Origin of the sequence: Oceanobacillus sp. FSL W7-1304, assembly GCF_037969805.1 — a bacterium.
Classification (GTDB): Bacteria; Bacillota; Bacilli; order Bacillales; family Amphibacillaceae; genus Oceanobacillus; species Oceanobacillus profundus.
The window spans coordinates 1,035,999-1,048,859 of sequence record NZ_CP150211.1 but is presented as its reverse complement, the minus strand read 5'-3'; the positions used below and the strand labels follow the sequence as shown (position 1 = coordinate 1,048,859).

Annotated in this window: 13 protein-coding genes; 8 read left to right on the top strand and 5 right to left on the bottom strand. The window is 38.9% G+C overall.

The window, feature by feature from the left end; all coding sequences use genetic code 11:
- Positions 1-72 precede the first annotated feature (72 nt).
- Complete coding sequence (locus NYE61_RS05205) at positions 73-1,116, top strand: hypothetical protein (RefSeq protein ID WP_303450838.1); 1,044 nt, start codon at positions 73-75, stop codon at positions 1,114-1,116.
- A gap of 116 nt (positions 1,117-1,232) precedes the next feature.
- Here NYE61_RS05205 and NYE61_RS05200 read toward each other — a convergent pair whose 3' ends face one another.
- Positions 1,233-1,679: a MarR family winged helix-turn-helix transcriptional regulator gene (locus tag NYE61_RS05200; protein WP_303450842.1), complete on the bottom strand. Its 447-nt coding sequence runs from the start codon at positions 1,677-1,679 to the stop codon at positions 1,233-1,235.
- 191 nt (positions 1,680-1,870) lie between these two features.
- Between NYE61_RS05200 and NYE61_RS05195 the strand changes: the two genes are divergently transcribed.
- Both NYE61_RS05195 and NYE61_RS05190 read left to right on the top strand, forming a co-directional pair.
- Entirely contained in the window at positions 1,871-2,290 is a 420-nt protein-coding gene (locus tag NYE61_RS05195) for a lipocalin-like domain-containing protein (RefSeq protein WP_303450845.1), read from the top strand.
- Positions 2,291-2,471: 181 nt separating this feature from the next.
- Positions 2,472-2,921: a MaoC family dehydratase gene (locus NYE61_RS05190; RefSeq protein WP_303450847.1), complete on the top strand. Its 450-nt coding sequence runs from the start codon at positions 2,472-2,474 to the stop codon at positions 2,919-2,921.
- A gap of 54 nt (positions 2,922-2,975) precedes the next feature.
- Here the strand turns inward: NYE61_RS05190 and NYE61_RS05185 are convergent, their stop codons facing one another.
- Positions 2,976-4,112 (bottom strand): acyl-CoA dehydrogenase family protein, encoded by a 1,137-nt coding sequence (locus NYE61_RS05185; RefSeq protein WP_303450850.1) that lies wholly within the window; start codon positions 4,110-4,112, stop codon positions 2,976-2,978.
- 218 nt (positions 4,113-4,330) lie between these two features.
- Between NYE61_RS05185 and NYE61_RS05180 the strand changes: the two genes are divergently transcribed.
- Positions 4,331-5,548 (top strand): EAL domain-containing protein, encoded by a 1,218-nt coding sequence (locus NYE61_RS05180; protein ID WP_303450855.1) that lies wholly within the window; start codon positions 4,331-4,333, stop codon positions 5,546-5,548.
- Between the two features lie 238 nt (positions 5,549-5,786).
- Here NYE61_RS05180 and NYE61_RS05175 read toward each other — a convergent pair whose 3' ends face one another.
- Positions 5,787-6,197 (bottom strand): CHRD domain-containing protein, encoded by a 411-nt coding sequence (locus tag NYE61_RS05175; RefSeq protein ID WP_158586311.1) that lies wholly within the window; start codon positions 6,195-6,197, stop codon positions 5,787-5,789.
- Between the two features lie 353 nt (positions 6,198-6,550).
- Here NYE61_RS05175 and NYE61_RS05170 point away from each other — a divergent pair, with 353 nt between their 5' ends.
- Complete coding sequence (locus NYE61_RS05170; RefSeq protein ID WP_303450860.1) at positions 6,551-7,645, top strand: glycerol dehydrogenase; 1,095 nt, start codon at positions 6,551-6,553, stop codon at positions 7,643-7,645.
- Between the two features lie 27 nt (positions 7,646-7,672).
- Here NYE61_RS05170 and NYE61_RS05165 read toward each other — a convergent pair whose 3' ends face one another.
- Together NYE61_RS05165 and NYE61_RS05160 are read right to left on the bottom strand one after the other, a co-directional pair.
- Positions 7,673-7,804 (bottom strand): hypothetical protein, encoded by a 132-nt coding sequence (locus NYE61_RS05165; protein WP_262366407.1) that lies wholly within the window; start codon positions 7,802-7,804, stop codon positions 7,673-7,675.
- A 90-nt stretch (positions 7,805-7,894) separates the two neighbouring features.
- Positions 7,895-8,422 carry a transcription repressor NadR gene (locus NYE61_RS05160; RefSeq protein ID WP_095307577.1) on the bottom strand — a complete coding sequence of 176 codons (528 nt, stop codon included), beginning with the start codon at positions 8,420-8,422 and terminating at the stop codon, positions 7,895-7,897.
- Positions 8,423-8,667: 245 nt separating this feature from the next.
- Between NYE61_RS05160 and nadC the strand changes: the two genes are divergently transcribed.
- From nadC to NYE61_RS05145, 3 genes are all read left to right on the top strand, one after another.
- On the top strand, positions 8,668-9,513 hold the full coding sequence (gene nadC, locus NYE61_RS05155; protein ID WP_251660028.1) for a carboxylating nicotinate-nucleotide diphosphorylase: 846 nt from the start codon (positions 8,668-8,670) through the stop codon (positions 9,511-9,513).
- Between the two features lie 23 nt (positions 9,514-9,536).
- Positions 9,537-10,544 carry a TAXI family TRAP transporter solute-binding subunit gene (locus NYE61_RS05150; RefSeq protein WP_095307573.1) on the top strand — a complete coding sequence of 336 codons (1,008 nt, stop codon included), beginning with the start codon at positions 9,537-9,539 and terminating at the stop codon, positions 10,542-10,544.
- An 89-nt stretch (positions 10,545-10,633) separates the two neighbouring features.
- Complete coding sequence (locus NYE61_RS05145; protein WP_303450865.1) at positions 10,634-12,571, top strand: TRAP transporter permease; 1,938 nt, start codon at positions 10,634-10,636, stop codon at positions 12,569-12,571.
- The last annotated feature ends 290 nt before the right edge of the window (positions 12,572-12,861 follow it).

The following is a 12,861-nucleotide window of genomic DNA, read 5'->3' as shown; positions in this document are numbered from 1 at the left end:
ATAGACGACCCAATGCGAGATGCTCGTCTTTTATTGAGGTTCCCATCATATATATAAAACGGGGGTGAGGCGTTGGCAAAGCAGATTTTTTCGATTCTTTTAGTTGCTGCAACGTATATTGGCACGATTGTTGGAGCGGGGTTTGCAACGGGGAAGGAAATTGTTACATTTTTTAGTGTGCACGGTACATTTGGAGCAATCGGGATTGTTATCACGGGCTTTTTATTTATCTTTGTCGGCACGAAAATTATGATTATATCTGCTCGCATTGGGGCTTACTCGTATCAGGATTTAAATGTATATTTATTTGGTTCAAAAGGCGGCAAGTTCGTTAATATATTTATGTTTATTGTTGTCATTTGCGTCACCTCGGTTATGCTTTCGGGAGCTGGAGCGGTTTTCCACGAACAGCTCGGTCTTTCTTTCCAATTCGGAATTATAATAACGATTATTCTTTGTTATATTGTCGTGTTAAAAGGAATGAGGGGTATTTTTGCAATTAATTCCTATATTGTTCCACTAATGATTTTATTTAGTCTGTTTGTATTTATCTCTATTTTTAGTGGGAAAACAGATGGTCTGGTTGGACAAGTGATGGCAATCCTCCATTCAGAAAGCTGGGAGTGGATTATTTCACCACTAACTTATTCTTCGTTTAATTTAATGACAGCACTTGTCGTGCTTGTACCTTTAGGGAATGAGATTCGAGATGAGCGTATTTTAAAATGGGGCGGATTTTTAGGTGGATTCGGTCTATTTCTCATATTAATCATGAGTCATTTTTCATTGTCTGCTTTTCCAGCGACATTCTCATATGATATTCCGATGGCGGAAATCGTTAAGTTATTTGGGACTGTGCTTCATGTCTTTTTTCTGCTCGTTATTTTTGGGGAGATATTTAATACCGTTGTTGGGAATGTCTTCGGAATCACGCGGCAATTAAAGGCAGCATTTGGTCTGCGTTATCAGCATGCGGTCTTACTTATTCTGTTTGTTATTTTTGTTATTAGCCAAGCGGGTTATGGGAAATTACTGACCGTTCTCTATCCGTTATTTGGCTATCTGGGATTGTTTATGCTCTTTTTATTGATTGTTAAGCGGATGCCGGAGAAGTGAAATCCTTAATTGATGCGGAGCAGGGATGAAGTCCAGGAGGCGAGTCCCTGCTTTATTTCTAGATGATTTCACAAAAATAATTCCATATCATAGATGAGGAGGGGACGTATTAGCATTCATTCCATGGATTGCTGTAACCTTTGGAGTTTCTCTAACAAATCGTTATACGTTTTCTTACCTAATTCATGTTCCACCTTTTCTTGCAATTCTAACCAAATGGGAGTTGCTTCTTCTATTTTGCTAAGTCCCATTTCGGTTATCGAAACGAATTTAGTTCTTGAATCATTTTTATCTCTTGTAATGTTTACATATCCATCTTTCTTTAATATGTTCACATTACGAGTAATGGTAGATTGGTCAAGCAACATGATGTCTCCCAGCTTGCTAATGGAAATTTCTCGATGGCGAGCGATGTTTACTAGCATATAGTATTGCGTGACTTTTAAACCAGTCGATGCCATTTGCTTTTCATAAACTTGTGTAACGATTCGCGCTGCCTTTCTAATATTGGCACAAGCGCAGGTCTGAATAATAAAATCCAACTCATTGTCTAGATTTTTCATAAAGTAGATCTCCTTTCAATCTGTAAATTAAAAATAGGTATCAATAATTAACTGAAAATTAATTCTTGACAGATAATGCAATTATTAATACCATTATATATGTATATACATTAATTTCAATGGTAATCGAACTTTAATTTTTTATTAATATATGTATATAAATATATTAAATTATTAGAAGGAGAATGTTTATGACATTACAAGAACAAATAATAGGAGTATGGTCACTTATTTCCTATCAGTCCAAAGATAAGGAGAGGAATATCATATACCCACTGGGAAAAGATGCGACAGGATTTCTTATGTATCATCCAGAAGGTTACATGTCGGCTCAGCTGATGCGACAAAAACGCCCGGCATATGTATCAGGTGATTCACATAAAGGAACAAAGGATGAAATGGCTAAGGCTGCGTTAGGGTACATGTCCTATGCAGGGAAATATGAGGTGATCGAAGAAACAAATACGTTAACCCATCATATGGAAGTAAGTATGAATCCGACTTGGCTCGGACAACAGCAGCCGCGTATTGCTTCAATTGAAGGAGATATTCTTAGAATTCGCAACGGTTTAAATCCAAACCAAAAGCTTATTTGGAAGCGCATTCCATAGTATTTTATTCCGAACATAGCAAAGAAGACATTTAAAAGGGGTTGATAATGGCAAAAGGGTGAAGCTATATCGAGCCTATTAGAGGTGTAGATAAACAATTCAATTCATAGGGTTATGCTGGAAAAATTAATATGAAAACTATTCGTAATCAAAAATACACGCTTATAAGGAGGGGATTAGTTTGGCTAAACAAACACTTTTTCTGGAGGATTTAAAAGTAGGTGATGTGTTTATCAGTGAAACGTATGAATTAAGTACAGATAAAATAAAAGCATTTGCGCACGAGTTTGATCCGCAAGTTTTCCATTGTGATGAAAACCTGGCAGAAGATACTTTTTTTAAGGGTTTAGCTGCTAGTGGTTGGCATACTGCTTCGATTACGATGAGGTTATTGACAGAAAGTCTCCCTTTTGCGCATGGGGTTATTGGCGCCGGCGGAGAAATAAAATGGCCACGTCCTACTCGCTCAACTGATGTTCTACATGTGAAAAGCACCATTAAAGAAATCAAACCTTCTAAAACGAAACCGAACCAAGCTCTTTTATTTGTGGAATGTGAAACGATAAATCAACATAATGAGGTTTGTCAACATTTAGTTGCTAAACTTTTAAGTTTTCGTAGGGGAAGATGAAAGTGCACATAATGCGCTGATTATGTGCACTTTTATGTTGAAGTGAGTAAAACCTTATCTCCCACTCAACTGCATAATCGTCATATCATCCATCGGTGGGTTATGGAGTCCTGCACGCACGTCACGGTAATAACGCTGTAATGGATTTTGTTTCGATAAGCTGCGCGCACCGACAACTCGCATTGCCAAATCAACAATATGAATCGCCTTATTTACGACAGATAATTTAACTGCACCAAGCTCAGGTCCCATCGTTTGTCGGATTGTATCTCCATTTTCATCCCATTTTCTTGCAACAGAATAAAGGAAATGCTCCGATTCTAATACTGCAAGCTCCATTTCGCCTAATTTTTGCTTAATATTTGGTAAATCAGCGATTGTTCCTGTAATACTATTAGGCGAGTAAGTTGTTGCAAACTGAACTGCATAAGCTTGTGCGGCCCGTGCTATTCCAAGATAGCATGCAGGAATATGTAATAGCCATCCAGCGGGCTTTTTTCGACCTGGTTTGATTCGTTCCACAAGGTCATCAGCATCTACATGAACGTTTTCTAAGACTAAGTCATGGCTTCCACTTCCGCGCATTGCGATTGAGTCCCATGTTTCATCAACACGCACACCTTGTTTATCACGTTTTATCAAGAAATTCCCAACTTGATCTTCACTATCAATGGAAGCACTGACTATAAAATAATCAAGAATGGGTGAGAGTGTCGTGAAGGTTTTTCTTCCATTTACAATCCAGCCACCTGTTGTTTTCGTTGCGAAGGTTTCCGGTTTGCCACCGCGCGTTGGGCTTCCGGTTGCCGGCTCAGAAGCGGCGTTATTTAATAATGCGCCATGTTTAACGACATCTCTAGCAACAGTTGCGTAGCGCCCTTCAGGCCAACGTTCATTTTCACCGAGATGCTTGACAATGCCCATATGCCAGCCGATTGAAAGTGCTGTTGAGCCGTCAGCCTGGGCAATGACTTCTTGATGCTGCAGCATTTCAGTTAGCGATATTTCCATTCCGCCAAATTGCTTTGGAACTGTTAAAGCAGGATAATCAACTGCTTTTAAGTCTTCAAAATTTTCATGAGGAAATGTCCCGTTTTCATCATGCACCTGGGCGCGAACTTTGAAAGGTTCAACTGTTTTTTTTAACAGTTCTATTCGTTCTGACATAGTATTTAATGTTGTAAGCTTCATTTGTGATCCTCCTGTACATAAAAGAATTGGTTTCTAAATCTTATAAAACAGATTGGATTAATATATCTATTATTTCATTCCTTCTTAAAAAAGTAAATTGAAGTTGTTAGTTAAGAAAATATCAATTTTGGAGTATACTCTTAGTATCCCCTAAAAATGTCGTAATGAAAGCTGACAGGTAATAGGGAAGCAGCATGTGTCTAACGGAGGTGATTGGGTTGGATCCTTTAGAGGTTATGTTAAATCTGAAGCAGGTAATACCATATTACCAACCGGTTATCAGTGCGGATACGCAATTGATTGTTGGTTATGAAGTACTTCCATTATTTAAAGAAGAAAACGGCAATCTAAAGCAGTTGGACTGGTTTTTTGATGACGGTTCAATCCCTGGAGATTTCCACTTTGAACTGAATAATGATGTTCAACAAAAGGCATTGCATACGTTTATGGAAAGTGATCAGTCAATGAATCTGACATTTTATTATAATGCTAGACTATTAATGAAAGATGATGGAGAATCATTGCTAACTCTTTTACAATCTAGTGCCCAAAAAGGACTGGATTTGCATAAAATTATCATAGAAATAAAGGAGGCTTCAATCACGGAGCAAAGCAATGATTTAAGAAAGCTCATCAAATATATGAAGACGCTTGGTATTCGGATTGCCATTGATGTTGAACAACGAAATGCTAGTTTAGAACGTTTAGTTCAATTAGAACCAAACATTGTAAAAGTAGATGCTGGATTTTTAGATGATGACCTATTACCGCAGCTATATGGCGATGTCCATCATTCGTTATCGATGCTTTCTCGTAAAATTGGAGCAGCACTCCTGTTTAAGGGAATCACTACATATAGTCAATTAAACTACGCATGGCGTCATGGTGGGCATTATTACCAGGGAAGTTATCTAAAACAGCCACAATCTAATTTTGTCGAAGCAGATTGTTCTCAAGAAAAGATTAAAACAGACTTTCAACGGTTTGTATTATTTGAACGTAAAAAAATGAAAGCCCAGCTTGAATTAACCAGTTGGATTAATGAGCAATTTAAAATGATGCTGCCATCTGTAAAATCAGATGATGCTTATGATGATATTATCCTGAAAATTGGTGAGGCATGCACGAACTTTGCTTTTCGTATCTATATTTGTAATGAGGAAGGGATTCAACTGTCATCAAATGCAGAGAAAAATGCTATAGGAGAGTGGGAACTGCATTATGAAGGTAGGAATAAAAACTGGAGCTGGCGCCCGTACTTTTTCGAAAATGTGATGCGTATGAATGTCGAGAAAAAAGGGCTCTTATCTGACTTATACACAGATATTGAAAGAGATGAACGCATTAGAACCTATTCGTTCCCGATTTCAGAAACGTTGTATGTATTTTTAGATATTCCATATGCTTATTTGTATGAACAAGAAGGTTTGCTATAATTAACTGTTTGAAAGTCCAAGAATGAACCATTGTTTGTATACTATGTAAAAAATCCATTTTGCAACAGCTTAGTCAAAGTCAAAATGGATTTTTTTTAATTGGTATATTGGCCGTTTATCCTTATGGTAAAATAGAATTTCTATTTAGACTTAGATAAGATTAATAAATTTCAAGAAAATAAAAAAGCTGATAAAAAATCAGCCTAAGGTAGTATCATATGGGATGATCTTGCATTTTTTAGTGTTGCGTGATCTTTCCTCGGATTTCTCCATTCGGGTATGATTTTGAATGGATGTTGACGTATGCTTTTCCAGCATTCATTAGATCAACTAAGTCTGAGATTGATTTATCTTTGAGTGGTCCAGTAAGATCAGCGGATGTTAGGAACCCCTCTAAAATAGTTTCTTGTTCTTCAAGACTGGCAGCTTCACTGGATAAAAAAGCGACGACAGGTCCATTAATATTTCTGCGTCCGACATGAATATGTGCTTGCGTCATATTGTTAATATTATTGGCAGCAAGTCGATAGCGGATTTCATTCCCATTTCTACTCACATGAAAGAGTGTTGTACCATCAGCATATGTCCGAACTGGTGGTGACTCTTGTGAGCCTGTTAATTCTGCAATATAAAAATAGTCATTATACATCAAAATTACCCTCCATTTATAGTTATCAATAAGCTCCATCCGGATTTGTGAAACGAAGGCATTTACTAAAGGAAGCTCGCGATCCAAAGTATGAGAATTCTTAAAAGCAGGAACTTATTAAAATCCCTTCAACGAATGCCACGTTTTCTAATGTATTCTATTACCAAGAAGCAATTTTGCTTGTACGACTATCCCTATGTAAATGGTTTAGTATAATTTTGGCTAACACCTATAAGGAATAGGTGCGTTTTAAAAAGAGGAATAAAGGGAATATATGGTTCATGGCGTACCTAAAATAAATTTTAATGGGTATGGCATAATAGAGATGAAACTACATAAAAAGGAGCGAAAACATGGCGAATATTATTTTTACCTCACCTAGTAAGTATATTCAAGGGAAGAATGCATTAAAAGATATTGGACAGCATGTTAAGTCAATTGGCAAAAAGCCTTTAATCCTTTCAGATGAAACCGTTTGGAAAATAACAGGCTCCACAATAGAGGAGAGCTTGAAAGCAGATGATTTAGATTTTCATTACGTAGAATTTAATGGAGAAGCTTCATTAAATGAAGTAGAAAGAATTGTAAAAGATGGGAAGAACGAAGCAGTTGATAGCGTCATCGGAGTTGGCGGAGGAAAAACACTTGATACAGCGAAAGCAGTTGCTGATGTTCTGGCAGTGAGTGTTGTGATTGTTCCTACAACAGCATCAACTGATGCACCAACCAGTGCTTTATCTGTTATTTATAGTGATGAAGGTGTGTTCGAGTCCTATAAATTTTATGATAAAAATCCGGAGTTGGTACTCGTAGATACGAAAGTGGTTGCAGGTGCTCCACCACGACTATTTGCTTCTGGAATTGCGGATGCAATGGCAACATGGGTAGAGGCAAGAGCAACAATTAAAAGCAATGGAGATGCAATGGCAGGCGGCAAGACTAGTATTGCCGCACGAGCAATTGCTGAAGCCTGTGAAAAAACATTATTCGCTTATGGACAAGCAGCTTATAAAGCAGTGCAAAAGGGCCTGGTCACGAAGCATGTGGAAGCCGTTGTTGAAGCGAACACATTGCTATCCGGTCTTGGTTTTGAAAGTGGTGGACTAGCAGCTGCACACGCAATTCATAATGGTTTTACCGTACTCGAGGGTGATATTCACCATTTGACACATGGTGAGAAGGTAGCGTATGGAACATTAACGCAGCTCGTGTTAGAATTGCATTCACAAGATGAAATACTTAAATATATTGAATTTTATCGAGCGCTTGGATTACCTACAACATTAAAGGAAATGCATTTAGAAGAAGTATCCTACGAAGATTTGCGAAGAGTTGGAGAAGCAGCTACACAGGAGGGAGAAACAATGGGAAATCTTTCCCAGGATGTTACTCCAGATGATGTTGCTACGGCAATTCTCGCGGTGGATCAATTGAGTAAAACTAAATGAAATAAGAGAGTAAGGCGGTTACCAGCCTTACTCTCTATTACTTTCCTGAGGTTTTGAATCTGTTTCACGTTGTGGCTCGATATCCTGGTTTGGATCATTGTTTTTTTGCTTTTGCTCTAGCGAGTCATCGCTTTGTTTTTCTTTGTCTTGATTGGACATGTTATCACCTCGCTGACAAACTAGGATGTATTTCTATATAGTCCTGTAACCGTTGTAGCTCCATTTCAAACATGATTCGACCGAAACAAATTAAATTAGAATGCCGGAGTTTTTTAAGTCCTTACAAGCAGCTTCAATTTTAACGATTGAATCGGATTCAAGAGTATGCAGGTGAATTCCATTGGTTAGTGCAGATAAGTATGAAGCATCCGTGGACTGGATCTTTTTGATAAACTCGTCAGCTTCCTTTCGGTTGCTGACCCGAATCGAAGCGGTTATGTCACCATATACAGGATGTTCTACAATAACGTCTTTGATCGTTACCCCATGGTCAACAATCAAGTATAGCTCTTCTTGTGTTTGGCTAGCATCATGCTTACAGGCAATTACTTGTTGTTTTTGATTATTTGTTTGCTCGTTAAGATAGAGATACCCTTGGCTTGTTGCGATAATCGGTTCGTTTTTCGCCTTTAATATCGACACATCCTGAACAATCACCTGTCTGGATACGTTGGTAAGTTTGGCGAAATCACTGCCACTTATTGGTTGATCCGATTGCTTTAGTTTTTGTATGATGAGCTGCTGTCTTTTTGCTGAAGGCATTTTTTCGTGCTGCATTTTATTGCCCTCCTTAAACATTTCTGTGACATTTAGTCCAATTACGTGTGATTTTGTAAGTAGTACTTGATAATATATTAATTCTATGTAAATATAGATGTCAAGACAGATGACTATTTATCTAGTAGCTGAACCTAGATTTGTCTCTAGAGGATTGCTAGTCTTTCTAGAAGTAAGCGTATTCTAATGTCTTTAATGTGAAAACAATCACAATCAGACTGACAACAAGTGAAGGAGTAACGATTATGAATCCAATCAAACTACGAAAAGCACTCGAAACATTTTTAATCGAAGATATTGGTGATCAAGATTTGACGAGCGATTCTATTTTCCCAAGGGAACAATTGGGAACAGGCTTGTTTATCGTGAAAGAAGCGGGAGTTCTTTCTGGACTCTCTATTATTAAGGAAACCTATCATTTACTGGATTCTGAAGTGGAGGTGGAGCTGCATTTTAATGATGGTGATAAAATTGAAAAACAAACGGTGATTGCAAAAGTTTATGGATCTGTCCGTTCCATACTTTCTGGAGAGCGTGTAATCTTAAATCTTTTGCAGCGTATGAGTGGAATTGCGACGATGACGAACCACTGTGCAGAAGCCTTGAACGATCCATCGATCAGTATTTGTGACACAAGAAAAACAATGCCAGGTCTAAGAATGTTTGATAAATATGCAGTTACTTCTGGCGGAGGGAAGAATCATCGAAATGGATTATATGACGGTGTGATGATTAAAGATAATCATATTTCCTATTGTGGATCAATTACACAAGCGGTTGAAAAAGCACGTGCTGCACTTGGTCATATGATAAAGATTGAAGTGGAAACAGAGAATAAAAGCGAGGTCTTGGAAGCCGTAGATGCAGAAGCAGATGTTATCATGTTCGATAATCGCAGTCCAGAGGAAGTAAAAGAATTTGTCGATCTTGTACCCGCTTCTATCGTAACCGAAGCATCTGGTGGAATTACGCTTGCTAATCTAGCAACGTATGCAAATACTGGGGTGCAATACATATCATTAGGTGCATTAACACATTCTGTTCAAGCATTGGATATTAGCTTGCAGGTGAATGAAGGAAGTAAAAAATAAAGCCAGCAACAGGAGGCCGTTTGATGAACAAAACCATCGTTATTGCAATTATTTTTGGGTTTGTTTTCCTAACTGCATGTGAAAAAGATAACGAACAAGAAGCAAAAGGGGCGGTTCAATCGGAAGCGACTTTTCACACAACGATTGTTGGTGGAAGGGTTGGTGGTGCTTGGTCTGTTTTTGCTGAAGGAATCGCAGAATCAATTCGCAGGGAACATGAAGGAGCTATTATTACGGTGGAACCAGGTGGAATCGTGGAAAACCCACTAACTGTCGCTACGGGAACTGTTCCGTATGGATTATCCTATGCGATGACTTCCTACGCAGCATATAGTGGTGATGAGCCATATGATCAGCCCTATGAAGATATTCGATCTGTAAGTGTTGTGATCCCGGCAAATTACTATCAATTTATAGTTGCTGCGGACGTTTACTATGATTCCTTTGAAGAGATGATTAAGCAAAAAGCTCCAATTCGATTGGCAGTCGATCAAAAGGGAGCAGCCGGTGAAATTATTACCCGCAACATTTTAGAAGCATATGGAATCTCCTATGGTGACATTATTTCTTGGGGAGGATCGATTGATTATTTATCTGGATCGAAAACATTTGAAATGATGGCCGATAATCGGATTGACGCTAGTGGAGATGCGGTGTCAGCGCCTTCAAGCGATATTATCGAAGCGTCAACATTGATGCGTCTGAAAATGCTTGAATTAAATGGAAAGGTGATCGAGCGTGTATCCGAAAAGCTTGGAATGGATGCAGGAACGATTAATGCTACGGCATATCCCTTTTTAGAGGAAGACGTAGCGACCGTTAGCACCCCGGCAATACTTATTGCTCATAAAGATGTTCCGGAAGAAGATGTCTATCAGATGACAAAGGCGATCTATGAAAACTTTGACTATCTTAGAACGGTACACAAGGAATTTAATAGTCTATCAGAAGATAACATGATGAAAGTTGGTAATGTGCCACTGCATCCAGGTGCGGAAAAATTTTTCCGAGAGAAAGGAATGCTTCCATAATATTATTTTGTGTTCTATTGAGGGCGCGCCAGATTGCTTGCTTTAGAAAAGATTACTAGGTTTTGCTTTTTCTCGAAAGGAGTCATTGCGTGAACAGGAAAGCAGTATTAACCAGATGGCTGGTGGAAGGATACAAGCGTAATCTATCCAGCCTCCCAATGAAGCTTTTTATATTTTTTGCATTTGGATTGTCTGTTTACCAAATTTGGTCTGTAATTTTTGGGAATCTTGATCCACTTAATCAAATGGCAATCCATTTAGCATTTATTCTTGCACTTACATTTTTACTTTATGGCTATTCACTAAAGGAAGCAGTTCGAAGTCATAAGCCTAGCTTGATTGACTATTCCTTTGTTGTGTTGGCAATCAGTGCGGGTATCTATTTCACGTTCCATGCTGAGCGGATTGCAGTTCGAATACCAATTATGAATCCATTAACAGGTTGGGATCTCTTTTTCGGACTTGTGTTTATTGTTTTAACGATTGAGGCAACACGACGTACGATTGGTTTTCCAATTATTGTTCTTGTGTTTATTGGGTTTGCTTATACATTGTGGGGCCATCATTTCGATGGGCTATTTGGTCATCGGAAAATGTCTGCGGTTGAGTTTATTGAAAAGCTCACCTACGGCTTTAATGGACTTTGGGGATCGCCAATTTCTGTAGCGGCTTCATTTGTGTTTATGTTTATGTTGTTTGGTGCGTTCTTGCAAAAATCAGGTGCCGGGAAGTTTTTCTTTCGGATTTCAACAGCTATTGCAGGAAGAACGCGAGGAGGATCTGCAAAGGTAGCAGTTCTTGCTAGTGCATTTTTCGGCTCGATTTCTGGCAGTCCTACAGCAAATGTTGTGACTACGGGTAACTTTACGATTCCGGTTAGTAAAAAATCAGGCTATACACCAGCGGTTGCAGCAGCAGTGGAGGCTGCTGCCTCTACAGGGGGAAGCATTTTGCCTCCGATTATGGGATCATCGGCGTTTTTAATGGCCGCAGTGACACAAATGTCATATGGGTCCATTGTAATTGCAGCATTGATTCCTGGCGTTCTATATTATGTTTCTTTATTTGCGATGGTTCATTTTGAGGCCATGCGCCTTGATTTACCAAGACCTGCCAAGGAAGATATTCCGAAAGTCAGCGAAGTGCTTAAAGAAGGCTGGTTTTATTTTATTCCATTAATTGTACTAGTTGTTCTCTTAGTGCAAGGTTACAGTGCTTCACGTACAGGATTCTATGGCCTCCTTGCAGTAATCATTGTTAGCTGGTTTCGCAAAGAGACACGAATGGGCGTGCGAAAGACTTATGAGGCATTAGTGGATGGCGCAAGGTCCTCAATTCCTGTAACAACAGCCTGTGCCGCCGCAGGTCTTATTATTGCTGGTATTATGACAACTGGTCTTGGTGGAAAGGTAACGAGTATTGTGCTTGGATTAACAGAAGGGATGTTGTTTCCGACATTAATTCTTGTGATGCTGATTTGTATCGTATTAGGGATGGGAATGCCGGTTGCTGCTGCATACATCCTAACAGCGATGCTTGCAGGTCCAGCCTTAATCGAATTAGGGGTGTCAGTGATAGCTGCACATCTCTTCATTGTGTACTTTTCAATTTTTTCAGCAATTACCCCACCTGTTGCTGTTGCCGCATATGCCGCAGCGGGAATTGCCGAGGCAAACCCGAACCGCGTAGGACTAGAGGCTGTCAAACTAGGTATTGTCGGTTTTGTTGTCCCATTCATGTTTGTCTTAGAACCCGCCCTCTTAATGGACGGAAGTTTTGTAGAAGTATTACTGGCACTCTTGACTGCTGTTATTGGTGTCACGGCTCTAGCGGGAGGGGTGATTGGCTGGTTAAAAACACGGACGAATGTTTTGGAGCGGATTCTATTAGTTGTGAGCGGTGCGCTATCTATGTATGCTAATCTATGGACGAGCGCACTTGGTATCGTAATTATTATTTTAGTCTATGTTTCACAGAATAGAAGAAAAGAAGAAATGCCTGTTAGAGCTACTGAACTTCGATCTTAGTCAGCTTTATCAAATGAGGTGTTATCAAGGTAATATTGTAGCTTGATAATGCCTCGTTTTGTATGTTATGAAGTAGGAGAACGAGAGCTGCCAAGACTTCAGGTAGTTCAAGAACACTGAATCAACCTACGCGCAAGCCTTTACTTCTAACCCCCTATCATATAAAATTTATAGTAAAATAAAAATATAGAATTGAATTTATTTTTACATATTTTAAAAAATGTGCATTTAACAATACAGCATGAGGATTTAGCTCTCGAATAATGATCCTCTACCTTAAAAAAACGAGG

Coding starts and splice junctions, on each gene's coding strand:
- NYE61_RS05165 (WP_262366407.1), bottom strand. CDS start 7,804: ATGTCCAATCAAGACAAAGAAAAACAAAGCGATGACTCGCTAGAGCAA.
- NYE61_RS05175 (WP_158586311.1), bottom strand. CDS start 6,197: ATGTATAATGACTATTTTTATATTGCAGAATTAACAGGCTCACAAGAG.
- NYE61_RS05150 (WP_095307573.1), top strand. CDS start 9,537: ATGAACAAAACCATCGTTATTGCAATTATTTTTGGGTTTGTTTTCCTA.
- NYE61_RS05185 (WP_303450850.1), bottom strand. CDS start 4,112: ATGAAGCTTACAACATTAAATACTATGTCAGAACGAATAGAACTGTTA.
- NYE61_RS05160 (WP_095307577.1), bottom strand. CDS start 8,422: ATGCAGCACGAAAAAATGCCTTCAGCAAAAAGACAGCAGCTCATCATA.
- NYE61_RS05170 (WP_303450860.1), top strand. CDS start 6,551: ATGGCGAATATTATTTTTACCTCACCTAGTAAGTATATTCAAGGGAAG.
- nadC (WP_251660028.1), top strand. CDS start 8,668: ATGAATCCAATCAAACTACGAAAAGCACTCGAAACATTTTTAATCGAA.
- NYE61_RS05200 (WP_303450842.1), bottom strand. CDS start 1,679: ATGAAAAATCTAGACAATGAGTTGGATTTTATTATTCAGACCTGCGCT.
- NYE61_RS05195 (WP_303450845.1), top strand. CDS start 1,871: ATGACATTACAAGAACAAATAATAGGAGTATGGTCACTTATTTCCTAT.